Genomic DNA, 21,922 nt, shown 5'->3' on the forward strand with positions numbered 1-21,922 from the left:
GCCGTCCAGGCCCCCGGGCCCACTTTCCTCGCTCCACCACGTCAACGGCACTACCGCCACACGGCGAACAGCCGTACGCCTCACTCGGCGGCGGACGCGTCCGCCGCCTGAAGGGCCGCGACGCGCTCGCGCCAGGGCAGCGGCTCGGGCCTCTCGTAGTGGTCACCCGGGGGCAGCGGCTCCCACTTGAGCGTGTGCGCTTCCCAGGCGGCCTCCTGCCCGCACGGCCCGCACACGGTCTCCTCATCACTCCTGGGCCGGAAGACGTGCTCGGGGCCCTCTTGCCGCGCCTCGCACACGATGAACCCCCTGACAGCCTCCCGGACGGAAGCGGCGGGCTCCTCCACGCGTAGCGGGGACGGCATCATGGTGTCGAGCCGCTTGCCCAGGAACCCGAAGGGAAATCTCACCCCGCCTTCGGGCAGTCCCCTGGTGAGCGCGAGCCGCAGCCCGGCTGCATCGACTCCACGCCGCAGCCATTCAGCGGCCGTCACGGCCAGACGCCGGGCCTCACGGGCCCCGAGACGCAACTGGCGGTCGGCGTGCCGGAGGGAGAGCAACACGCGCTCGGCCTCCCTGACGTGCGGGTCCGTCAGTTCGGGCTCCACGGCCTGGTCCGATTCGGGCTCCACCTCCGCCTCGCTCGCAAGCGCGGGATCTTCGGTGGGTGGGTGGGAGGAGTTCTTCTCCCGTTCTTCACCTTCAGGTAGGTGACCACCGACCGACCGAGCACTCGGTCGACCGACCGTCGGATAGTGCTCACTCGGTCCCGCCTGCGGCGATTCGGCTCTTTCGCCATGAACGCGACGAGCCTCGCGGTCCGTGAGCGGGACAGTCGACAGGAGCTGATCGGTCACCCAGAGCCCGCCGCCGTCCTGGCGTCGCCACTCGTGGACGAACCCGTTCTCCTTGAGCTGCCCCTTGGCCTTCTGGTAGGCGCGCCCTTTCAGGCCCAGCCGCTTGGCGTGCTCACCGAGGGGCCTGCCGGACCACTTCTCGGGGAGGCCCTGCACGTAGGCGATCAGGATCTTCGCGTCGCTGTTGAGCTTCGGATGACGGACGACGTCGTGCGACGCCTTCACATAGCCGTAGGACGGCGAGATAGCATGACAAAGCATTCTCGGTGGACCTCACTTGTCCATCGCGGGGTGAAGGCCCTCGGCAACGGTGTTGGCGCACCTCCGGGGGCCGCCCCATGCGCTGAAGCGCACGGAGCGTAATAACGCGATCACCGTACATCACGAATCTCGTCGTCGACCACCTCCCGCAGCAGCTCGAACAGCAGTTCCGCATCCACGAACGGGCTTTGAGCGGTGCGCAGGGAACGCCAGTCCAGCGGGTACGTCAGCCCGCGCATGGCGGCCACCCCACGAACGCCGCCTCCTCCCGCACCAACGCCTCGGCCCCGACGGGCCACCGGTGCGCGCGCACTCCCGGGCGGCAGCAGGACGTACATGCTCCGCACACCGACGCACGACCGGATGACGGGCCCGGCACAGAAGTCGGCGAACTGCATGACCTCATAGGCCACTTGCTCGCCCGGGATGCCGATCATCCGTACGGCGTCGAAGTGGATCCCGGCGAGACGGAGCGCGTGACCGGGCGCGGAAATCCAGGAGGACATCAGGTCCGGTGAATTTCTCTGATCCCTACACACAGCGTCGGCGCTCACACGTAGCGTGATCAGGGACACAAGGCGCCTGTGCGCTGTTGCGCACTTGAGGTGGGGCCGTGCTGAATCTGATCGAGGAGGTGGCGGAGGACGCATGAGCACCGACCTCGCATGGACCAAGTCCAGCTACAGCGGCGGCCAGGGCGGCCACTGCGTCGAGGTCGCCACCCGCCCCCACACCGTCCACGTCCGCGACTCCAAGGACCTCACCGCCCCCTCCCTCACGCTCTCCCCCGCCGCCTGGTCGGCCTTCCTCAAGCACACGGTGGTATAGCCCGATGACCTGGTTCGACGATCTGCCCGAAGTCCTCACCCGTGCTGACTTCGGGGCCCTGGTGGACCGGCCGCCGCGCGGCATCGAGTTGCTGGCGTACCGGGGGCTGGCCCCAGAGCCCGCATTCCGTAATCGCAACAAGCTCGTGTGGGACGAGGAAGCCGCGCTCGGCTGGTTCCGCTCCCTGCACCACCACGCGGTCATCGTCCCCGCGAACGAGCAGGCCATGCTCGATCTCGCCACGCACCGCGCGTACATCTGCCCGCACACCAGCAAGCATGTGGCTCTTGCCCGCCCCCGGATGCTCGTGATGTACCAACGCGGCGGCACCGGGCTGGTCTTCGGCGTGGACGCCGTGGAGACGGTCAACCAGGAGATCGACGGAACCCGCAGCGTGAGCCCGCGGACGCGGCAGATCGTGCGGGACGGGGAGCCCCTGGACGCCTACCAACAGAAGTGGACCGTCTTCCACCTCAGTGAGGCCGGCACCATCGGCAAGGTCTCGCCGCCCGTCCAGCAGGGCCGCTACCTGCGGGTGGACGACGTCCTGGACGCGATGACGTCCGGCCACCTCTCGGTCCCCACGATCGACGAGGCGTTCCCCTCCCGGAAGGACGCCCCGCGGCCCCACAGCCCCCTCCGCCTCATCGGCCCTTAGGGCTGTCCCGCACTTCCTGGTGGATCAGCGCGCGGCGTCGGATGCGGTGCGTCGCAAGGCGGAGAGACGCCCGCGTACGGGGCGTATTCGGGTGTTTCGACGACGCGGCGAGGTGCCGTAGCCGTCGTCGCGCGCCCGCCAGAAATTGCGGGACAGCCCTGAGGGCGTGTTTCGAAAGTAGCGCCGTCCGCCCGCAGGGCAGGCGGGACTTTCGAAACACGCCCTAGGGGCCGCACCTCCGGGCTGCATGAGGGATCCTCCCGATAGCCCGCGTCCCGCTCCTCCGCGACGGTGGACGCATGACCGAAACGACGCGCACAACTCGCCTGTTCGCCTTGCTCGTTCCGCTGTTCCTGTTTCTCTACGGGGTGTTCCGCCTCCTTGACGGCAGGGACGGACACCACGGGCCCGGACCGGCCTGGAACGTCGGCCACGCCTTCTTCTTCGCCGCCTTCCTCCTGCTCGGCGCGCTGGTCGTGGAGCTGCGCGGCCTGGTCCCCACCGAGACGGTGCGGAGACGGGCGGCCGCCGGAGCGGCCATGGTGGCCGGAGTGTCCGGCGCCGGGTGTTTCCTGTGGGTGATCGCCGGCGACCTGTTCCCACGCTTCGACGACGCCGCGCCGCTGCCCGAACTCCTGGAACTCGTGGGGCCCCTGGCCTTCCAGCTCGGCATCCTCACCCTGCTGGTCATGCTGGTCACGGCCCGACGGCTGCCTGTCCGGAGTCCCGCACTCGTCCTCGTCGCCTTTCTCCTCATCGCCGTGAACCTTGATCTGCTCCCGGTCGCCGCCCTCGCCCTCATGGCCGGCCTCGCCCCCCTGGCCCGTTCCCGTCCAGGCAGCCCGGCCGCGTCCGCGAACGCCGCCTGAGCAAGGCGTTCGAGGGCCTCCTCGGCCCATCCCCGCCCCGGCCCGGCGTGCGCGCCCTCCCCAGCCGAAAGCGCCTCGAACGGCAATTCCCTATGTACACATGGGGGGTTCGGGCACGGTCGGAACGCGTACGCGTGGATCGAGAATTTTCCACTTTTCTTTCATCCTATAGATGGACATACCATCCATCTTTGCCGAGCACAGAACATGTCGAGATCGATTCGTGACAGTCGACTTGCAGAGGAAATGTCCACTTCATGGAGGAACCGTGATGATCTAATGACCATTCAGTTTGCACCTGGGGAGGGAACGCTTAATCGGTGCGCCGAAACGCCCGCTGAAAACCGAGCAGGCGGTGGGACATTCGATACTGCTCCGCGCCTGATCAACGCCCGGCAGTCGCGCCACTCTTCCCTCAATGCTGCGCAACGAGGAGAGTCATGAATCTGAAAAGGACCCTCGCGGTCACTGCCGCTGTCGTGGGTATTGGCGCGTCGGCGATCACTCCCGCCCAGGCGAGCACCGGCGAGGAGAACCAGATGAGCCCGGAAGCCTGCTCGGAGAGCCAGGCCACGTCGACGTTCAAGTTCGCGATCTACTACAACTCGAATTACGGCGGCGCCTACCGCAACATCGGGTACAGCGTCTGGGACTTCGCCGACGAGCGCATCGGCGGGGCTCCGCAGGGCGGCACCCAGCCCCTCAACTTCTGTCACGGCGGCGACGGAAACGGCCAGGGCATCAAGAACAACGCGGCATCCGCGAAGAACAAGCACTCCACGTACTACTCGGTCGTGTACTACAACTCCGGTTACAAGGGGAATTCCGACTGGATCGCCCCCGGGACCGGGTGGAGCAGGCTCTCCCAGACGTACAACGAGAACGCCTCGTTCGCCTGGCAGTCGCTCTGATCCCTGTGGAACAGGCCCGGTTCCTGCTCCGGACAAGAACCGGGCCCCGCCCTCCTCGTTTCCCGATCCGATCTCACAGCACTCCGCGAAGGAGCTGCATTCGGGCAGAAATAGGTAGAACCATGAAGAACCCTATGAATCATTGTGCTTCCGCCCTCGCGCTTGCCGCGCTGTGCATGTGCACAGCGACTGCCTGTTCCGGATCGTCCGCCTCGGCCGACGCGAAGCCGACGAGGACCCCGCCCGCGCTCTCCGCACCTTTCGACGCGAAGAACCCGGCGACGTGGACGCTGCCCATTCAGGGCTATCTGCCGTCCGACAGCGCGAAGACGCAGATCCTCCAGGCGAAGAAGCAACTCGTCAGTGACTGCATGAAGACATACGGGTTCTCGTGGTCCCCGGCCCCCGACCTTCCCAGAATCGGCGGCAAGACCTTCGTCGACTGGCGCTACGGAATTCACGACCTGGAGCTGGCGAAGAAGCGGGGTTACAAGCCCGACGCGGACGAGCAGGCCGCCTATGACAGAGCGATGAACGACGGCATGGGCGAGACGCCCACTCAGGCGGAATCCCAGATGCTGGAGGGGAGCGGTCCCGCCGAGGTCAACGGGGTCAAGGTGCCGAAGGGCGGCTGCCTCGGCCAGGCGGACCGGCGGATCGACATTCAGGCGACACAGACCGCTTCCGCGCAGGAGATCAGCGCGCAGACATTCGCCGAGTCCAAGAGCGTCGGCGGCGTCGTGAAGGCATTCGCCGCGTGGTCCGCGTGCATGAAGGAAAAGGGCTACACCTACGCGGCCCCGCTCGACGCGAGCGACGACCCCCGCTTCGGTTCGACGGAAGTCACCCCCGAGGAGATCGCGACGGCCACCGCCGACATCGGCTGCCGCGACCGGACGCACGTCGTGAAGGTCTGGTACGACGCCGAGAGGGATCTGCAGACCGAGGCGATCGAGGACAAGGCCGAACAACTGGAGCAGGAAGCCGACGCCCTCGACGACGCCGTGAAGAAGGCGGCCGACGTGGTGGCGGGTACCCGATGACGCTGAACGCACCCGCGCGACGTCGGCCGGCCCCGCCCGAGGCAGCCGACAGCGCGCCGCCGGACGCGTCGGACGGCCACGTCCCGGCGCCGCGCGGCCTGGCCCGACGACGCCGTGCCCTGCTGGCCGTGGTGATCGGGTGCCTGGTGTGCACCGCGGCCGGAGCCGGTGCGGCGACGCTCATCAAGTCGCCCGCCCAGGCCGCCGCGGAAACGGTCGCCCCGCCGCCCGACGTGCTGACCGCACCGGTGGCACGCAAGGTGCTCGCCCAGTCCGTCGTGACCCGGGGCAAGGTGACCGCCTCCCGGCGCGTCGAGATCACGGCGGCCGGGACGGCCGAGGGCGTCGGCCGGGCCGTCGTCACCAAGGTGATGGCCGAACCGGGCGCGCCGCTCAAGGCCGGGCAGGTACTGATGGAGGTTTCGGGGCGGCCGATCGTCCTCCTCCAGGGCGCCATTCCGGCCTACCGCGACCTGATGCCGGGGATGACCGGGGAGGACGTCGCCCAGCTCCAGAAGGCGCTCGCGGGCCTCGGCTACCCGTCGGGCGGGGACGCCCGGGGCGTGTTCGCCGCCGGAACCGAGCAGGCCGTGACGCGCTTCTACCGCGCGGTCGGCTACACCCCGGCCACGTCACAGGCGGAGCCGACGTCCGCACACGCGGACGCGGGCACCCGTACGGGCACCGGCGCCACCGCGGACGCCGGCCGGCCGGCCGCCACGGGCGAGCGCGTGACCACGGTGCCGCTGGCAGAGGTGGCGTACGTCCCCTCGGCCACCGCGCGCGCGGACACGGTGGCCGCCGAGGTCGGGGACGAGGCGACCGGCACTCTGCTGTCGGTCTCCTCGGGGGCGCTCGTGGTCAACGGCACCCTCGCCTCCTACGAGAAGGGCCTGATCCGTCCGGGTCAGAGCGTCCAGATCCTCTACGAGGCGACGGGGAAGCAGGCGTCGGGTTCGGTCGTCTCGGTCGCCGACGCGCCCACGAAGGCGCAGGACGGGGACACCCCGCAGAACGGTCAGAGCTACGCGCTCCGCGTCAAGCCCACCAAGGCGCTCGGCGAGGACTTCAACGGGGCGGACGTCCGGCTGACCGTCGTCGCCGCGTCGTCGCAGGACAAGGTGCTGGCCGTGCCGGCGTCGGCCATCTCTGCCGGGGCCGACGGCCTGACCAGCGTGACGGTCCGGACCGGAAGCCGGGAGCACCGTGTCGCCGTGCGGGTGGGCATGACCGGCGACGGCTTCGTCCAGATCACCCCGGAGAAGCCGGCCCGGCTCGCCGAGGGCGACCAGGTCGTGGTGGGCATACAGTCCGCGGGGCGGTCATGACCGCCCCGCCCCCGGCGGGCACCCCCGTCATCGCCTTCACCGGCATCGGCCTCACCTACCCCGGCCCTCCCCCCGTCGCCGCCCTCCAGCCGTGCGATCTCCGCATCGACCGGGGGGAGTTCGTCACCGTGGTCGGGCCATCGGGGTCCGGCAAGTCCTCGTTCCTCAACATCGTCGGCCTCCTCGACGAACCCACGCAGGGGACGTACGCGCTGGACGGCATCGACACCGGCACCGTGAGCGAGGCGAACCGGGCCGCCCTCCGCAGCGAGCGCATCGGCTTCGTCTTCCAGTCCTTCCACCTCCTCCCGCACCGCAGCGCCCTGGAGAACGTCGAACTCGCCATGCTGTACCAGCGGCGGCCCCGCCGCGAGCGGCGCCGGCGCGCGGAGTCCGTGCTGCGCCGGGTCGGTATCGGGCACCGCCTCCAGTCGCTGCCCACGCAGCTCTCCGGTGGCGAACGCCAGCGCGTGGCGATCGCCCGGGCGCTCGTGGCCGACCCGTCCCTGCTGTTGTGCGACGAACCGACCGGCAACCTCGACTCGCGGACGGCCGCCTCGGTGCTGGACCTTCTGCACGGCCTCCACCGGGACGGCATGACCCTCGTCGTCATCACGCACGACGCCGACGTCGCGGCGCAGGGCCGGCGCACCCTGACCCTGCGCGACGGATTCCTCACGGACCGGGCCGCTCACCAGGTGATCGCATGACCACGGCCCCCCGCCGCCGCAAGGGCGCCCTCAAGGGCGGGCAGTACGACTCCGCCGAGAGCAGGCGGTCCCGTCTCGCGCCGCAGGACCTGCTGGCCGAGGCGACGGCCGGGATCCTTCAGCGCCCGGCCCGCTCCGTCCTGACCGCGCTGGGGACGGTGCTGGGGGTGGGGGCGTTCATCGCCGTTCTCGGCCTCACCGGCACCGCCGCGTCCCAGATCGACACCCGCTTCAACAAGCTCACCGCGACCGAGGTCGGGGTCGAGGACACCGGCGGGAAGGACGCGGCCCGGGTGCCCCTGTCCTTTCCCCCGGACGCGGACGCGCGCATCGGCGGCCTCAACGGCGTCGAGGCCGTCGGCGTGTACTGGCGGGTCCGGCTCGGCCGGGAGGACGCCGTCCGGTCGTCCCCGCTCGCGGCGTCCGGCGGTGCCGACGCCCAGACACAGGTGATCGCCGCCTCGCCCGGCGTCATCGCCGCGGCGAACTCCCGCTTCGGCCAGGGTCGTTCCTTCGACGGCTTCCACGAGACGCACCACCAGCAGGTCGCCGTCCTCGGGAAGGCCGCCGCCGCCCGGCTGGGCATCACGACCCTGCGCACCCACCCGGCCGTCTTCGTAGGGGACGTGCCGTTCACGGTCATCGGCATCGTCGACGACGTGGACCGCAAGCCCGAACTGCTGATGTCCGTCATGGTCCCCCGCACCACCGCGGAGCTCGTCTGGGGGCCTCCGACGGACAGCAGGGCCCGGATGCTGATCTCCACCAGGCTCGGCGCGGCCACCCAGGTCGCCCACGAGGCCGCCGTCGCCCTGCGGCCGGACCACCCCGACTACTTCAACGCCGTACCGCCACCCGACCCCAGGACCCTGCGCACCGCGGTGAGCGGGGACCTGAACCAGCTGTTCCTCCTTCTCGCCGCCGTCTGCCTGGTGATCGGAGCCGTCGGCATCGCCAACACGACCCTGGTGGCCGTCATGGAGCGCACCGGGGAGATCGGCCTCAGACGGGCGCTCGGCGCTCGCGGCCGGCACATCACCGGGCAGTTCCTGACGGAGTCGGCGGCTCTGGGGCTCATCGGCGGCCTGGTGGGAACGTCCCTCGGCACCGCGACGGTCGTCTCCGTCTCGGCGTTCCGTGAATGGACGCCCGTGGTCGATCCGATGACCCTCGCGGCCGCACCCGTCCTCGGCCTGGCCACGGGGCTGCTCGCCGGCCTGTACCCGGCGTGGCGCGCCTCCAGGATCACCCCGGCCGAAGCGCTCCGCCGCTGAACGGGCTCCGGCCCCCTCATCTGTCACCGCATCTCGCGAAGAACCCGACTCCTCGAAAGGACCCCGATGGCCGACGAAATGGTGCAGCGCGCGCAGAGGTTCATCAACACCACCTATGGCGACGGCGCCGCCCTCGGCATATCCAAGCTGGCCGAGGACGGCAGGACGGGCTGGACCGTCATGTACGCCCTCACCCGTGCCCTGCAGTACGAGATGGGCCTCTCCGCGCTTTCCAACAACTTCGGCTCCGGCACCATGGCGGCGCTCGCGGAGAAGTACGGCAAGGTGGACGAGACGACGATTCCCTCGGCCAACTTCTGCCGGATCATCCAGTCCGCCCTGTACTGCAAGGGCTACGACGGCGGCGACATCGACGGCACGTACAACTCCCGCGTCAAGAGCGCCGTGATCAAGCTGCAGCAGGACATGGGCGTCTCCGCCACCTACCCGGGCAGCTCGCTGTGGCCGAAGGTGATCAAGGGCCTCTTCAACATGGACGCCTACGTCACCGTCAACAACGGGCAGGAGGTCATCCGGTCCATCCAGCAGTGGCTGAACGGCCGTTACGTGCTGCGCAGCGACTTCTACATCATCCCCTGCGACGGGCACCACTCCCGCGACGTGGCCAAGTCCCTGCTGTTCGCCATCCAGTACGAGCTGGGCATGGCCGACGGTACGGCGAACGGTGTCTTCGGCCCCGGAACCCAGGCGGGCCTGAAGAACCACGTCCTGTCGACCGGCAGCTCCGGTGTCTGGGTGCAGCTCTTCACCGCCGGCATGGTGCTCAACGGCCGCCCCGTCTCCTTCAGCAGCTCGTACACCTCCTCGCTTGCGTCGAGCGTCAGCGCCTTCCAGTCGTTCATGATGCTGGCCGTCAACGGACAGGCGGACTTCCGCACCTGGTCCTGTCTGCTCGTGTCGTACGGCGACCAGACGCGCCAGGGGGAGGCGTGCGACGGGGTCACGAAGATCACGCCCGCCCGCGCCCAGGCCCTGAAGGCCGCCGGTTACAAGTACGTGGGCCGGTACCTGTACAACCCGTCCACCACGGATCTGCCGGAGAAGGAGATCCAGCCGGGCGAACTGGCGACGATCGAGGAGTACGGGCTCCGCTGCTACCCGATCTACCAGACGTGGGCGCGTTCGGTGGACTACTACAGCCCCGAGCAGGGCAAGACCGACTGCATGACCGCCGCGTACAAGGCGGAGGAGCACGGCTTCAAGCCCGGTTCCCGCATCTACTTCGCCGTCGACTACGACGCGGTCGACGATGAGGTCACCTCGTACATCCTGCCGTACTTCCACAGTGTCAGGCAGCAGATGGACGCCCTGGGCAGCCCGTACAAGATCGGGGTCTACGGACCCCGCAACGCCTGCACGCGCATTTCCGACGCGGGGTACGCCGACACGAGCTTCGTCTCGGACATGTCGTCCGGCTTCTCGGGCAACCTCGGCTACTCCATGCCGACGAACTGGGCCTTCGACCAGCTCGTCACCAAGGTGGTCGGCTCGGGCGACGGCAGGATCGAGATCGACAACAACATCGCCTCCGGACGTGACACCGGGCAGGGGAGCTTCTATCCCTCCCCGACGCAGAAGCTGGACATCGGCTTCAGCCTGGACTACTGGGACGCCATGCTGAAGGAGGTGGACGACTACATGGAGTCGATCCACCGCCCCGGCGGGACCGGCTACATCTACACCCGGCAGGAATGCCTGGAAACGATCATGACGCTGGACGCGGCGATCACCTCGTCGGCACGCAGGTACCGCATGCGCAAGGCACTCATCCAGACCTCGGCCTTCTGGGAGTTCTGCCACTACAGCCTCAAGGACTACACCGAGGACGCGGGCGTGGTCCTCTACCACACCGGCGTCATCCCGGACTGGGGCAAGGATCTGCCGGGCGTCAGCCGGCTCGTCGACAGCAGCACCGGCATCGCCAAGGTCTCGGGCCGTACGGCCATCCTGTCGCGGAACAACTCGATCCGGTCCGGCCTCCTGGAAGGCGCCATCCTCGACTCCACCTCGGACGACGACCGGTGGACGATGTGGCAGAAGTCGAACCAGGACAACGTGTTCAACGTGACCACCGTTCCGCATCTGCACATCTGGGCGGCCGACGGCAAGGCGGGTGACCACGAGGAGACCCCGCAGCGCCGCCCCGCGCTCGACTACACCGAGACCGAGACCTTCGAGGTGCTGCGCCGCTACCAGGGGTTCGGCGAACAGGCCGTGGCCGACAACCAGCTGCGGATGCCGCTCTACGCGATCTTCGAGAAGTACAACAGCATCATCCGCGGATGACCGCCGATGGCCATGGCTTCCGATCCCTGGCAGGGGCACGACTTCGCGATCCTGCTCCCCGTCCTCGTCGCCGGCGCTCTGACCGGGCTGGGCATCCTCGCGTTCCTGTGCTCGCGCCTCACCGCGCGAGCCCGCGGCCGGCGCACCACGCAGGCCGTATGGCGTGACGCGTCCCTGACGGCGACCGGGCTCGCGCTCGGGCTCTACCTGTGGGGGTGCCTGCACGTCCTCTTCCTGGAGGACCAGGAGCAGGCCGAGCAGTGCGAGCTGCACCGCCCCGAGGGGACGCCCGCGCTGGTGGGCCGCAGGGGCGACTTCATTCCGCTGCGCCTCGTGTGCGAGGCGTCGGACGGCCACGACTACTCCGTCGTCATTCCCCACTACGTCAATCCATCCATCGCCGTCCTGCTGCTGCTCGCACTCGCCTGCGGCACCGTCTCCGTCCTTCTCCACCTCGGGCGGCGCAGGACAACACGGAAGAGAGGCTGAACCGTTGATCCCCACCCAGATGACCCGCAGACATGCCCTGGCCGCCGCGGCCGGTGTCACCGGCGCCGTGAGCCTGGCCTCCACCGGCCTGCTCGCCACCCCGGCCGCCGCCGCCCCGGCCGCCGCCCCGCAGCCCCTGCGCGACGACGCGCTCAGGGCCGCGATCCGCCGGGCCCAGGCCCGCAACCGCCGCCTGCTCACCGGCCGGCTGTCCGCCAACCGCTGGGAGATGCAGACCGCCGCCGACGGTCACGGTGACATCGCGATCCGGCGGGTGCCCGGCACCGGACTGGACGTCGCCCTGCGCATGGGCGAGACCGAGACCGTCCTGGTCCACGTGATCCGCCGCTTCCACTACGAGGTCGATCAGCTGGGCCTGCACGGCGAACCGGACGCCCTGGCCGGCTGGGTTCCGCCCTCCGCCGTACGCGACAGCAGCCTGCCGGAATCGAACCGCGCGTCCGGCACCGCCGTCGTGATCCGGCCCGGCTCCTACCCGCCGGGCGCCCGGGGGGCGTTCACGGCGGGGCAGCGGCTGACCCTCGCGGACATCATCGCCGACACCGAGGGCGTCGTCCGCTGGGGCGGCGACGACAAGCGCCCCTACGAGGGCCTGTTCTACCTGGCCGTACGCCCCGGCGACGCGCGCCTGACACGCGTCGCCGCGAAGATCCGCGCGTGGGACGAGACCCCGGGCGCGGGCGCCGGTGCGGTGCCGGACGTGACCGCGCTCTCGCGTCGGCGCAGGGCGGCCCGCTTCCGCTGAGCGGGCGGCGTCCGCAGGCCGGGCGTTCGTTGCCGCCAGGGTTTCCCGGCGGCAACGAGCGCGTGGCTCGGGCGATACGCCTCACCGCCCCGGCCTCCTCCGCGGAGGCCGGGGCGGTGAGGCGTGCGCTTCAGGGGCGCCGCACCAGCGCGACCAGGCTCAGCCCGAACATCAGGACGCCCAGCGGGAGATGGACCGACGGCACGTGGGCGATGCCGAGGACGACCTGGACCGAGGCGAGGACCAGGAAGCCGGACGCGTACCCGATGGGGCGGGGCGAGCCGCCGCCCGGCTTCCAGGCGAGGATCGCCGCGAGGACGTACAGCATCGAGGCCCCGTACATCACGCGGGCGCCGGCGCTGTGCAGCGTCTCCCCGTAGGACGAGGTCAGCAGCAGTCCGGCGGAGACGGCCTGCAGGAAGATGGTCAGGGTCTGCAGACCGACCGCGATCTGCACGAACGAGAAGCGGTGCCGTGGAGTCGCCCGGCTCGCGCGGGCTGTCTCGGTTGCCTGGGTCGCCATGCCTCGGTCCCCTTTTCCCGCCCGGGGGCGGTAGATCGATAAGGTTCTTACCAGCCCGACGACGCGGGCCCGCGAAAGGTAAGGCGAGGGGCGGTCGGAGCATGGGGGCAGCGGGGACGCCGGGGACGAGCACCGACGGAATAGCCGCCGAGCGACGGCAACTGCTCAATGTCGCCTATAGGTTGCTCGGGTCACTGGCGGAGGCGGAGGACGCCGTGCAGGAGGCGTACGCGCGCTGGTACGCGCTGCCGCCCGCCCGGCGGGACGAGATCGTAGCCCCCGGCGCCTGGCTGTCGACGGTCACCGGCCGCATCTGCCTGGACGTGCTCGGCTCGGCTCGGTCCCGGCGGGAACGGTACGTCGGCGCGTGGCTGCCCGAGCCGTTGCCCGACCGCACCGAGTGGGACCGCGGCCGGCGCGCCGACCACACCGACCCCGCCGACCAGATGGTCCTGGACGAATCGGTGACCATGGCCTTCCTCGTCGTACTCGAGTCGATGACGCCCGCCGAGCGGGTGGCGTTCGTCCTGCACGACGTGTTCCGGTACCCCTTCGCGGAGATCGCCGCAGTCCTCGGCCGGACCTCCGCCGCCTGCAAGCAGCTCGCGGCCTCCGCCCGGCGGCGCGTGCGCCTGGCCGAGGCCCCGGTGGCGGCGGCCGGGCAGGCGCAGGCGGTGCGGCACGTCAAGGAGGCGTGGGAGACCAGGAACATCGCGGCCCTCGTCGACCTCCTGGACCCGGCCGCCGTGATGACGGCCGACGGCGGCGGCCTGGCCGGCGCCGCGCTGCGGCCGATCGAGGGCGGTGCGCTCATCGCCCAGTACATGGTCGCCCTCGCGGACAAGGCCCCGGGGCTCGAACTGCTGGAGCGGTCGGTCAACGGTCTGCCCGGTCTGGTGGCCCAGCGGGACGGGGTCGTGATGACCGTGGCCTCGTTCGAGGTCGTGGACGGTCGCGTGACCCGGATCTGGGTGGTCCGCAACCCGGAGAAGCTGAGGCCCTGGGCGCGGGAGGCGTAGGAGTGGCGCCGGGGTCCGCCGGGCGTATTCCGCCCGTCGGACCCCGGCCCCGGAACGTGTCAGCGCTTGAGCAGGAACGTGAAGTCGCCGCTCAGCCTGCCGCTCAACCGGACCGTCGACACGAGCTTCCCCGCAGCGTCCAGTCTCTCGACCTCGCCCCGTGAGAGCCCGCAGCCCTCCGCGATCAGGCGTGCCGGCCGGACGGGTATCCGGGCCGCGAAACGGACCGAGACGTCGAGCACCTCATGCTCCGGGCGAGCCGGTCCGCCGCTGGTGTCGAGACGCCAGGCGTTGTTCCAGTCGAGGGCGATGCGGTTGCGGCGCCGCACGACCGGATCCTGAAGAACCTCGGCCGCCAGGCCGGGGTCGTTGTGATGGAACAGGTCCAGCACCTCGGGCCGCACGGACCGCACATGCGCCCGCTCCAGGACGGTGAGCTTCGTCGTCTCCCCGCAGGCGGCACAGAGAGCGAGCAGCCATACGTCGAGGAGCTTGTGGTTCGCGTTGACGCGGAATCGGCCGTCGGCCCGGAAGCGCTCGGACGAGCACGCGTGACAACGACGGACGACGAGAGGAAGGCAGGTGGGAGCAACCACCCAGGTGGTGAGCACAGAAGTACACCGGTTTCGGTGAGAAGACCGCAGCAGGAAGGAGCGCGGCGCGCAGGCGCGACGCGCGACGATTCAGCGCTTGGGAGGTCTCACAGGGTGTACAACGGTGTGTCCTTGCCTGGACGACGTGGTTCGGCAGCACGGTAGCGGTGGGGGGCGGAGCCGCTCCACCGGTTTTTCCGGAGCCGTGAACCCCGTTCCGCCGTAGGGGCGTTCGCCGGATGAGGCGGGTGGCTCAGGCGTGCAGGGTGGGCCGGTAGGTGAGTTCCTGGATGCGGCCGTCGAGCGTCCGGTGGCCGATCAGCTCCAGATCGAAATCGGCCGCGCCCTTGAAGACCGGGGCCAGCCCCGTCCTCCCGGTGATCACCGGGAACAGGGTCACCTGGACGCGGTCCACCAGACCGGCCGCCATCAGCGCCCGGTTCATCGCCAGGCTGCCGTGCGAGCGCAGCGGGACGTCGGACTCCTTCTTCAGCCGGGCGACGACATCGACGGCATCGCCGTCGGCGAGGGTCGCGTCCGGCCAGTCGAGGGGGCCTTCGAGCGTGGTCGACACCACGGTGGCCGGCAGGCTCCTCATCCGTGTCACCCAGGGGTCGCGCACGTCGGACTCCTCGGTGCTGTCGGCCAGCATCTGCGCGAACAGCTGGTACGTGTGCGCCCCGAAGACCATCCGCTGCTCCTCCTCGTACAGGCCGAGGCGGTGGTCGAGGAGCTCGGGGCCCTGCTTGCCCCAGTACCCGGTCCAGTCACCGCCTGCGCCGCCGAAGCCGTCGAGGCTGGAGAAGACGTCGAACGTGTAGGTGGCGGTCATGATGCTCTCCTCGGTTCCGGTGGCTCGCGTTCTGTGAATAAAGACTGGCGGCCCCGGCGAAACTCATCGCCCTCGTGACCCGGCCGTCCCCCCCCGCTTTCGAGAGGGTCACGCTCCTCCCTCGTGAGACCTCGCCCTGGTGCGGTGCCGAAGACGGTCGCCCAGGGCGCCCGCGAAGACGGCGTCGAGTGGTTCGCCCATCGGTGTCAGGCGGTGGCAGCAGGCGCCGGCAGCGGGAGCGGGTCACCCGGCTCGCGCCCCCTCAGGGGAGCGTGATCCGGGCGGTGACCGGCAGGTGGTCGCTGCCCGTCGCGGGCAGCGTGCGCATGCGGCCGACCGTCGCCGACCGGGCCAGGATCTGGTCGATCCGGGCCAGCGGGAAGGACGCGGGGAAGCTGAACGCGAAGCCGCGCTCGGACACGTTCAGCTGCGAGGTCAGCGGGGACAGGCCGCGGTCGTCGACCGTGCTGTTGAGGTCGCCCAGCACGAGGACCTTGGCCACCGTCTCGGCGGCGACCGCCCTGCCCAGCAGATGGGCGCTCTCGTCCCGCCACGACGAAGCGAACCCGCTGGCCCCGACGCGTACCGAGGGCAGGTGGGCGACATAGGCGGCGACTTCGCCCCGCGGAGTGTGGACCACGGTGCGCAGGCCCCGGCTCCAGCCCTCCGCGACCCCTCCGGGCTTGATGTCCACCGCGCGCGTGTCCGAGAGCGGGTGCTTCGACCAGATCCCGACCGTCCCCCGGACCTCGTGGAACCGGAAGCCCGGTGCCAGCACCTTCTCGTACGCAGGCAACGCGGCCGGGACCAGCTCCTCCAACGCGATCAGGTCCGCTCCGGTCTCCGCCAGCGCGCGGGCCGTGCCCGCCGGGTCCCTGTTCACGTCGCTCACGTTGTGCTGCACCACGACGAGATCACGCGGTCCCGCCTCCGGCGCGGCCAGGAACAGCCCGCCGAACGCGTACGCCCACGCCGCGCACGGCAGGAGCAGGGACAGCAGCGCCGTGACCGAGCGGCGCACCAGGGCCCCGGCGAGCAGGGGGACGACCGCGAGGCCGAGCCAGGGCAGGAACGCCTCCAGCAGACTCCCCAGGTTCCCGGGGCGGTCGGGGACCACCCCGGGGAACACGAGCAGAAGAGCCGTGAGGAGGGCGAGTACGGCGACCACCCGGCCGCGGCTGCCACGGCCGGGGCGCTCCCGTGCCCGGCGGGTGACGCCAGTGGTCTGCGGGGCGGGGGGCGTGGTGCCGTCCGCCAGGGGCGCGAGGCCGTCCGCCGGGGGCGCGGCGCTCTCCGCGAAAGGCGGGGCGTTCTCACCGAGGGCCGCACCGCCACCGGCCGGGGCCTCACCGCCGCCCGCCCCCGCCGCACCGCCCTCCGCCCCAGCCGCTCCGCGGCCCGTCCGCTCCGCCATGATGCTCCGTACGCCCCGTCCGCTCGTCGGCCTTGCTTTCGAGGACGGGCTGCCGAGGCGGACAGTTCCCCGCCCCGGCCCGTCGGCGGACAGTTCCCCGTCCCGAACCGCCCTGGCAGGCCGGTCCGGGACAGGCCGCGCCCGACTGCCCGGCACCCGGACGCGGGGCCCCGCCCGAGACCGGGCCGGGCTCATGCGGCGACCGGCGGCCACTGGGAGCACTGCGGCGGCCGTGCGGGTGACCCCGCGGCCTCGTCGGCCCGTACGGGCAGACCATCACATTTACGTTCTCCCGCATGAAACGCACCGCTCTCGCCGCCGCGACCGTCTGTGTCCTGTGCCTGGCCTCCGCCGTCCCCGCAGCCGCCGACTACTCGGGCAATCCGCTGGCCGGGGACAACGGCTTCGGCGTGCTCGTCCAGGACGACGCCCTCCTGGGCAGCACCGAGACCGAGGGCTCGGTGGCCATCGGCGGAAACCTGTCCTACGGACCCGGGTACAACGTCGCGCTGCACACCCCCGGCACCTTCACGGCACCCGGTGACGCCCGTCCGACCGCCCTGCTCGTGGGCGGCAGGGTCGACTACGCCGGCAGCTCGCCGCAGGGCGTACTGAAGGTCCTCAACGACGGGTACGTGAAGATCGGCGACCCTACGGGTTCGTCCGTCCTGACCAGGGACGCCAACAACGCCGACGTCAGCACCCAGGTGGTCGAGGCCGGCGCCGCGTACAACTCGACGCCGCGGATCGAGACGACCGTCCGCCAGCCCGCCGAGTCGGTCACCGACACCACGGGGCTGCCCGACCTCGACGCGCTGTTCGCGACCTACCGCGACCGCTCCGACGCGATCGACACCTGCGACACCAACGTCGTGCTGCGGGACGCCGCCGGGAACCCCCTGCCCGACCAGACCGGCTTCCCGGCCGGCACCAGTGCCCACGTCACCCTCATCGAGGGGGAGACGAACGTGCTCCGCCTGACCGGTGCGCAGCTGAACAACCTCTCGGAGATCACCTTCGACACACCCCCCACGGCCTCGACGCCGTTCGTGGTCGACGTCGACACGACGGGTACGGACGGGACGTTCGTCTGGCACCTCCCGAACCTCGCCGGGGCGTCCGGCGAGCAGGCGCCGTACACGCTGTGGAACTTCCCCGACGCCACCGACATCACCATGGCGGACGGCGACTCCCTGGAAGGCACCGTGTTCGCGCCCCGGGCCCACCTCACCGACCTCGACCCCGCCAACATCGAGGGCTCGATCGTGGTGCGGGAGCTCACGGCGGGACCGCTGACCGAAGGCGGGGGCTCCTCCGTGAACGCGGGCGAGATCCATCAGTTCCCGTTCGCCGCCGACATCGACTGCACCGGCGACGAGCCCCCCTCGCCGACGCCCACACCCACGGAACCCACACCGACGCCCACACCCACGGAACCGACACCGACGCCCACCGAGCCCACCCCGGCACCCACGGATCCGACACCCACGCCCACCGGGCTCACGCCGACGCCCACCGAGCCGGTGCCCACGCCCTCTCACACGCACGGCCGTCCCACCCCGCCGCCCGACCACGGCGGGCACGACCGCCCCGGGCCGGGCGGCGGGCTCGCCGACACGGGTGTGTCCACCACCCTCTTCGCGTCCAGCGGGGCCCTTCTCCTCATCGCCACCGGCCTCTTCCTCCTGGGACGGCGGCGTAGGCCCCAGCACTGACGCCCGTTGACGGGCGGGCTCAGCGGCCCGGGAAGCGCTCCCCGCACTCGCCGCAGAACTTCGGCGCGGTCTCCTGCGACATGCGGCCGCACTCGGGGCAGACCCGGTCCAGCGCGCAGGGCGCCTCGCCTCCCTCGTACGTCACCGCGGAAGCCGGGGCGCCCTTGATCGCGAGGCCCGGGCGGCGGCGGTGCACCGTGAGGTAGGCGAGGCCGTCCGGGCCCGCCGCCAGCGAGCGGCGCGACGTGCGCGGCAGCCACATGACCGTGGTGGGGCCGAGTGGGATGGGGTCGCCGCCGCCGCCCGGGATGAGGCGGCCACTGCCTTCGAGGACCACCAGGAGGACGTCCAGCACGTCCTCCTGGTGCTCCCCCACCTCGCCGCCCGGCGCCAGCCGGACCAGGTTGGCGTCCAACTCGCGCCCCTGGCGGTCGAGTTGCCAGAGGGCTCCGCGATCGTCGGGAGCTGCGGCGGCGAGCAGGTCGCCGAGTACGGCCAGTACCTCGGGAGTGGGATTCACGATTCCCAGGCTACGCCGCAGAACGCCAGGTCACCGGGCGCCCGGGGCCTCCGCCCAGCCGGCTCACGCGCGGATCCGGCGGTGGCGGAGGACGCGGATCATTTCGAGCCGGTACCGAGATGTGAGGGTCCGCCCACCACCCGACGGGTCATCATGTACGGGGCAGACCAGACGACTTACGCGGGGGCGACCGATGCGTGGTGAGATTCTCGACGGACGGTACCGGCTGACGGAACCCGTGGGTTCCGGCGGAATGGGCCGGGTCTGGCTGGCCGAGGACGAACGCATCGGGCGCAAGGTCGCGGTCAAGGTCCTCTCCCGCATCGACGAGGACACCTCGGCGACCCGCTTCGCCCGTGAGGCCCGGGTCGTCGGCGGGCTGTCGAGCCCGCACATCGTCACCCTTCACGACTTCGGCGAGGCGCAGGTGGCGGGGGAACGCGTGCTGTACCTCGTCATGGAGCACCTCCAGGGGCGGGACCTCGGAGCCGTGCTGAAGAGCCGCGAGCCGGAGCTTCCCTCACCCGAGGAGGTGATGCGCTGGGGCGTCGAGATATGCGCGGGGCTTGAGACGGCGCACCGGAGGGGCATCGTGCACCGCGACATCAAGCCGGCCAACGTCCTGCTCACCGACGACGGCACCATCAAGATCCTCGACTTCGGGATCGCCCGGATGCTGTCGTCGGCCGCCTCGATGACCCGCACCGATCTGACCGCCGCCGGTTTCGTGATCGGCACCCCGCTGTACATGTCGCCGGAGCAGATCCGGGCGCCCGACGTCCTGGACAGCCGCAGCGATCTGTACTCCCTCGGCTGTCTGCTCCACACACTGCTCACGGGCGGGCCGCCGTTCACCGGGGGCGGTACGGCCGTCCTGGCCCAGCACCTCGGCGACATCCCCGAGCCGCCGAGCGCCCGGCGTACGGAGCTCGCCGGGTTCGGCCGGCTCGACGCGCTCGTGCTGCGGCTGCTCGCCAAGGAGCCGGGCGAGCGGCCCGGGGACGCGGCGGAGACCGCCGCCCTCTTACGGGCCGCGATCGCGGCCGGACCGGACGCGGGTCCGGCAGCCGGACGGGACACCGCGCGCCCCGCCCCTCCGGACCGCGCCCCCACCGTCCTGGGCTCCGTCCCCCACTCCGCGGCCCCGACCCCGCCCGCTCCCGCACCCTCGACCGCGTCCACCCCCACGTCCACGCCGACACCGACGCCGACGCCCTCACTCTCGCCGCCGGCCCCCTGGCCCGCGGCCCCGCCCACCCTCCCCTTCCAGCCGCCGCCCGCGTACCCGTACGCGCCCCCCGGCGGCACCCAGCCGGTCACCGCGCCCCAGCGGCTGCGCATCGCCGGGCGGGGCTCGCGCGGCGGCGTGGCCTCCACCCGGACCGTGGCGGCCACCTGGCTCGCCGGGGCCGGTACGGCACTGGTCGCGGCTCTCCTGGTGGCACTCTGCTCACCCGCGGGCGCGCGGGGGGCGCTCGCCGGCGGGGCCCTCGGCGCGCTGCTGGGCATGGCGGGAGCCCAGGGGTTCACCAACATGTTCGACCCGCAGGACAGGTCGCTCGCCCACCGGATCGTCTCCGCGCTCCTGCTCTCCCTCCCTCTCGGCGTGGGTGGCGCGTTCCTCGACAACACGGCCACGGACGAGATCTCCGGGCGCTTCCTCGTGTTCGCGTTCGCGGCCTGCCTGGCCGCGCTGACGGTGGGCGTCCTGATCGCGGACCAGCTCATCGCCCGGCTGCGCCTCTCGCCGCGCGCGGCGCTGATCCTCTCCATGAGCGGCTGGATCAACGGCGTCGCCGCCTGGGCCGTGCTCGCCTACCGCAGCCCGCTCGAGTCCGTCGGCGCGCTCCCGGTCGCCTGCGGCGTGTGGCTCGTCACCGCGGCGCTGCTGGGGCAGATCCTGGCTCCCGCCCGCCGCCGGCCGGGGTGAACCGGCCCGGCGCGGAGATCCACCCTTGCTTCGAGCGGACTCCAAGGCGTTGGCTTGGCTCATGAAGTACACGCAGCTCGGACGCACCGGACTCAAGGTCAGCCGCCTCGTCCTGGGGACGATGAACTTCGGCCCCCAGACCAACGAGAGCGACAGCCACACGCTCATGGACGCCGCCCTCGACGCGGGCGTCAACTTCTTCGACACCGCCAACGTCTACGGGTGGGGCGAGAACAAGGGCCGCACCGAGGAGATCCTCGGCACCTGGTTCGCGCAGGGCGGCGACCGCCGCGACAAGGTCGTGCTCGCCACCAAGGTCTACGGCAACATGGGCGCCGACGGTGAGGCGTGGCCCAACCACGACAAGCTGTCCGCCCTCAACATCCGCCGGGCCGTCGACGCCAGCCTGAAGCGGCTCCAGACGGACCACATCGACCTGTACCAGTTCCACCACGTCGACCGGTCCACCCCGATCGACGAGATCTGGCAGGCCATCGACGTACTGATCCAGCAGGGCAAGATCCTCTACGCGGGCTCGTCCAACTTCTCCGGCTACAAGATCGCCCAGGCGAACGAGCGGGCGCGGCAGCGGGGCAGCTACGGGCTGGTCAGCGAGCAGTGCATCTACAACCTGATGGAGCGCGGCGCCGAGATGGAGGTCATCCCGGCCTCCCAGGAGTACGGGCTGGGGGTCATCCCCTGGTCGCCGCTGCACGGCGGGCTGCTCGGCGGTGCGCTCCGCAAGGAGCGGGAGGGCGGCGGCGCCCGGTCCGTCTCGGGCCGCTCGGGCGAGGCACTGGCCGACCCGAAGGTGCGGGAGCGGGTGCAGGCGTACGAGGACCTGCTGGACAAGCACGGTCTCGCACCCGGCGAGGTGGGCCTGGCCTGGCTGCTGACCCGGCCCGGCGTCACCGGCCCGATCTCCGGCCCGCGGACGCGGGAACAGCTCGACTCCGCGCTGCGCGCGGTGGAGCTGGAACTGTCGGACGAGGTGCTGGGCGCGCTGGAGGAGATCTTCCCCGGCCCGGGCCCGTCGCCGGAGAACTTCGCCTGGTAGGAACCGGCCTCGCGCGGC

General features: G+C 71.1%; 21 protein-coding genes and 1 pseudogene. 15 read left to right on the plus strand and 7 right to left on the minus strand.

Annotated elements, in window-relative coordinates; genetic code table 11:
* Positions 1-80: 80 nt before the first annotated feature.
* Complete coding sequence (locus E6R60_RS25285; RefSeq protein WP_136328938.1) at positions 81-1,118, minus strand: hypothetical protein; 1,038 nt, start codon at positions 1,116-1,118, stop codon at positions 81-83.
* A gap of 110 nt (positions 1,119-1,228) precedes the next feature.
* Positions 1,229-1,624: a hypothetical protein gene (locus E6R60_RS25290; protein WP_136328939.1), complete on the minus strand. Its 396-nt coding sequence runs from the start codon at positions 1,622-1,624 to the stop codon at positions 1,229-1,231.
* 154 nt (positions 1,625-1,778) lie between these two features.
* Here E6R60_RS25290 and E6R60_RS25295 point away from each other — a divergent pair.
* From E6R60_RS25295 to E6R60_RS25345, 11 genes and pseudogenes are all read left to right on the plus strand, one after another.
* Positions 1,779-1,946, plus strand: a pseudogene (locus E6R60_RS25295) (DUF397 domain-containing protein); the annotation flags it as partial.
* Positions 1,947-1,950: 4 nt separating this feature from the next.
* Positions 1,951-2,604, plus strand: a complete 654-nt coding sequence (locus E6R60_RS25300; protein WP_136328941.1) for a hypothetical protein — start codon at positions 1,951-1,953, stop codon at positions 2,602-2,604.
* Positions 2,605-2,903: 299 nt separating this feature from the next.
* Positions 2,904-3,473 (plus strand): hypothetical protein, encoded by a 570-nt coding sequence (locus tag E6R60_RS25305; protein ID WP_136328942.1) that lies wholly within the window; start codon positions 2,904-2,906, stop codon positions 3,471-3,473.
* A 440-nt stretch (positions 3,474-3,913) separates the two neighbouring features.
* Positions 3,914-4,384, plus strand: a complete 471-nt coding sequence (locus E6R60_RS25310) for a hypothetical protein (protein ID WP_136328943.1) — start codon at positions 3,914-3,916, stop codon at positions 4,382-4,384.
* Positions 4,385-4,560: 176 nt separating this feature from the next.
* Entirely contained in the window at positions 4,561-5,427 is an 867-nt protein-coding gene (locus E6R60_RS25315; RefSeq protein ID WP_240802675.1) for a hypothetical protein, read from the plus strand.
* Positions 5,424-6,755, plus strand: coding sequence for a peptidoglycan-binding protein (locus E6R60_RS25320; RefSeq protein ID WP_136328945.1), 1,332 nt, complete (start codon positions 5,424-5,426; stop codon positions 6,753-6,755). Before E6R60_RS25315 ends, E6R60_RS25320 begins: the two co-directional genes overlap by 4 nt.
* Entirely contained in the window at positions 6,752-7,465 is a 714-nt protein-coding gene (locus E6R60_RS25325; RefSeq protein WP_136328946.1) for an ABC transporter ATP-binding protein, read from the plus strand. Before E6R60_RS25320 ends, E6R60_RS25325 begins: the two co-directional genes overlap by 4 nt.
* On the plus strand, positions 7,462-8,739 hold the full coding sequence (locus E6R60_RS25330) for an ABC transporter permease (protein ID WP_240802676.1): 1,278 nt from the start codon (positions 7,462-7,464) through the stop codon (positions 8,737-8,739). The genes E6R60_RS25325 and E6R60_RS25330 overlap by 4 nt, the downstream gene beginning before the upstream one ends.
* 66 nt (positions 8,740-8,805) lie before the next feature.
* Complete coding sequence (locus E6R60_RS25335; protein ID WP_136328947.1) at positions 8,806-11,046, plus strand: glycoside hydrolase domain-containing protein; 2,241 nt, start codon at positions 8,806-8,808, stop codon at positions 11,044-11,046.
* A gap of 6 nt (positions 11,047-11,052) precedes the next feature.
* Complete coding sequence (locus E6R60_RS25340) at positions 11,053-11,535, plus strand: hypothetical protein (RefSeq protein WP_136328948.1); 483 nt, start codon at positions 11,053-11,055, stop codon at positions 11,533-11,535.
* Between the two features lie 19 nt (positions 11,536-11,554).
* Positions 11,555-12,301: a hypothetical protein gene (locus E6R60_RS25345; protein WP_240802679.1), complete on the plus strand. Its 747-nt coding sequence runs from the start codon at positions 11,555-11,557 to the stop codon at positions 12,299-12,301.
* A gap of 130 nt (positions 12,302-12,431) precedes the next feature.
* Here the strand turns inward: E6R60_RS25345 and E6R60_RS25350 are convergent, their stop codons facing one another.
* Positions 12,432-12,824 (minus strand): hypothetical protein, encoded by a 393-nt coding sequence (locus tag E6R60_RS25350; RefSeq protein WP_136328950.1) that lies wholly within the window; start codon positions 12,822-12,824, stop codon positions 12,432-12,434.
* A 101-nt stretch (positions 12,825-12,925) separates the two neighbouring features.
* Here E6R60_RS25350 and sigJ point away from each other — a divergent pair, with 101 nt between their 5' ends.
* On the plus strand, positions 12,926-13,843 hold the full coding sequence (gene sigJ / locus E6R60_RS25355; RefSeq protein ID WP_136328951.1) for an RNA polymerase sigma factor SigJ: 918 nt from the start codon (positions 12,926-12,928) through the stop codon (positions 13,841-13,843).
* Positions 13,844-13,902: 59 nt separating this feature from the next.
* On the opposite strand, the gene E6R60_RS25360 is transcribed toward sigJ, so the two are convergent.
* The 3 genes from E6R60_RS25360 to E6R60_RS25370 all read right to left on the minus strand — a co-directional run bounded on the left by E6R60_RS25360 (position 13,903) and on the right by E6R60_RS25370 (position 16,682).
* Positions 13,903-14,454 (minus strand): DUF1062 domain-containing protein, encoded by a 552-nt coding sequence (locus E6R60_RS25360; protein WP_136328952.1) that lies wholly within the window; start codon positions 14,452-14,454, stop codon positions 13,903-13,905.
* A gap of 235 nt (positions 14,455-14,689) precedes the next feature.
* A complete protein-coding gene (locus E6R60_RS25365; RefSeq protein ID WP_136328953.1) occupies positions 14,690-15,268 on the minus strand; it encodes a dihydrofolate reductase family protein in 579 nt (192 codons plus the stop codon).
* A gap of 262 nt (positions 15,269-15,530) precedes the next feature.
* Entirely contained in the window at positions 15,531-16,682 is a 1,152-nt protein-coding gene (locus E6R60_RS25370; RefSeq protein ID WP_136328954.1) for an endonuclease/exonuclease/phosphatase family protein, read from the minus strand.
* 296 nt (positions 16,683-16,978) lie between these two features.
* On the opposite strand from E6R60_RS25370, the gene E6R60_RS25375 reads away from it, so the two are divergent.
* Positions 16,979-18,397 (plus strand): choice-of-anchor A family protein, encoded by a 1,419-nt coding sequence (locus E6R60_RS25375; protein ID WP_136328955.1) that lies wholly within the window; start codon positions 16,979-16,981, stop codon positions 18,395-18,397.
* A gap of 19 nt (positions 18,398-18,416) precedes the next feature.
* Here the strand turns inward: E6R60_RS25375 and E6R60_RS25380 are convergent, their stop codons facing one another.
* On the minus strand, positions 18,417-18,917 hold the full coding sequence (locus E6R60_RS25380; RefSeq protein ID WP_136328956.1) for a zinc ribbon domain-containing protein: 501 nt from the start codon (positions 18,915-18,917) through the stop codon (positions 18,417-18,419).
* Positions 18,918-19,110: 193 nt separating this feature from the next.
* Here E6R60_RS25380 and E6R60_RS25385 point away from each other — a divergent pair, with 193 nt between their 5' ends.
* A complete protein-coding gene (locus E6R60_RS25385; RefSeq protein WP_136328957.1) occupies positions 19,111-20,847 on the plus strand; it encodes a serine/threonine-protein kinase in 1,737 nt (578 codons plus the stop codon).
* Positions 20,848-20,908: 61 nt separating this feature from the next.
* Entirely contained in the window at positions 20,909-21,904 is a 996-nt protein-coding gene (locus E6R60_RS25390) for an aldo/keto reductase (RefSeq protein WP_136328958.1), read from the plus strand.
* Positions 21,905-21,922: the final 18 nt, after the last annotated feature.

It is taken from the genome of Streptomyces sp. A0642 (assembly GCF_004795105.1).
GTDB lineage: Bacteria > Actinomycetota > Actinomycetes > Streptomycetales > Streptomycetaceae > Streptomyces.

What these genes read in the sequence shown, in the direction of transcription:
- E6R60_RS25335 (WP_136328947.1), top strand. Translation starts at nt 8,806, where the DNA reads ATGGCCGACGAAATGGTGCAGCGCGCGCAGAGGTTCATCAACACCACC.
- E6R60_RS25300 (WP_136328941.1), top strand. Translation starts at nt 1,951, where the DNA reads ATGACCTGGTTCGACGATCTGCCCGAAGTCCTCACCCGTGCTGACTTC.
- E6R60_RS25320 (WP_136328945.1), top strand. Translation starts at nt 5,424, where the DNA reads ATGACGCTGAACGCACCCGCGCGACGTCGGCCGGCCCCGCCCGAGGCA.
- E6R60_RS25305 (WP_136328942.1), top strand. Translation starts at nt 2,904, where the DNA reads ATGACCGAAACGACGCGCACAACTCGCCTGTTCGCCTTGCTCGTTCCG.
- E6R60_RS25375 (WP_136328955.1), top strand. Translation starts at nt 16,979, where the DNA reads ATGAAACGCACCGCTCTCGCCGCCGCGACCGTCTGTGTCCTGTGCCTG.
- E6R60_RS25370 (WP_136328954.1), bottom strand. Translation starts at nt 16,682, where the DNA reads ATGGCGGAGCGGACGGGCCGCGGAGCGGCTGGGGCGGAGGGCGGTGCG.
- E6R60_RS25390 (WP_136328958.1), top strand. Translation starts at nt 20,909, where the DNA reads ATGAAGTACACGCAGCTCGGACGCACCGGACTCAAGGTCAGCCGCCTC.
- E6R60_RS25385 (WP_136328957.1), top strand. Translation starts at nt 19,111, where the DNA reads ATGCGTGGTGAGATTCTCGACGGACGGTACCGGCTGACGGAACCCGTG.
- E6R60_RS25340 (WP_136328948.1), top strand. Translation starts at nt 11,053, where the DNA reads ATGGCCATGGCTTCCGATCCCTGGCAGGGGCACGACTTCGCGATCCTG.
- sigJ (WP_136328951.1), top strand. Translation starts at nt 12,926, where the DNA reads ATGGGGGCAGCGGGGACGCCGGGGACGAGCACCGACGGAATAGCCGCC.
- E6R60_RS25325 (WP_136328946.1), top strand. Translation starts at nt 6,752, where the DNA reads ATGACCGCCCCGCCCCCGGCGGGCACCCCCGTCATCGCCTTCACCGGC.
- E6R60_RS25310 (WP_136328943.1), top strand. Translation starts at nt 3,914, where the DNA reads ATGAATCTGAAAAGGACCCTCGCGGTCACTGCCGCTGTCGTGGGTATT.
- E6R60_RS25365 (WP_136328953.1), bottom strand. Translation starts at nt 15,268, where the DNA reads ATGACCGCCACCTACACGTTCGACGTCTTCTCCAGCCTCGACGGCTTC.
- E6R60_RS25290 (WP_136328939.1), bottom strand. Translation starts at nt 1,624, where the DNA reads ATGTCCTCCTGGATTTCCGCGCCCGGTCACGCGCTCCGTCTCGCCGGG.
- E6R60_RS25345 (WP_240802679.1), top strand. Translation starts at nt 11,555, where the DNA reads ATGACCCGCAGACATGCCCTGGCCGCCGCGGCCGGTGTCACCGGCGCC.
- E6R60_RS25285 (WP_136328938.1), bottom strand. Translation starts at nt 1,118, where the DNA reads ATGCTTTGTCATGCTATCTCGCCGTCCTACGGCTATGTGAAGGCGTCG.
- E6R60_RS25330 (WP_240802676.1), top strand. Translation starts at nt 7,462, where the DNA reads ATGACCACGGCCCCCCGCCGCCGCAAGGGCGCCCTCAAGGGCGGGCAG.
- E6R60_RS25350 (WP_136328950.1), bottom strand. Translation starts at nt 12,824, where the DNA reads ATGGCGACCCAGGCAACCGAGACAGCCCGCGCGAGCCGGGCGACTCCA.
- E6R60_RS25315 (WP_240802675.1), top strand. Translation starts at nt 4,561, where the DNA reads ATGTGCACAGCGACTGCCTGTTCCGGATCGTCCGCCTCGGCCGACGCG.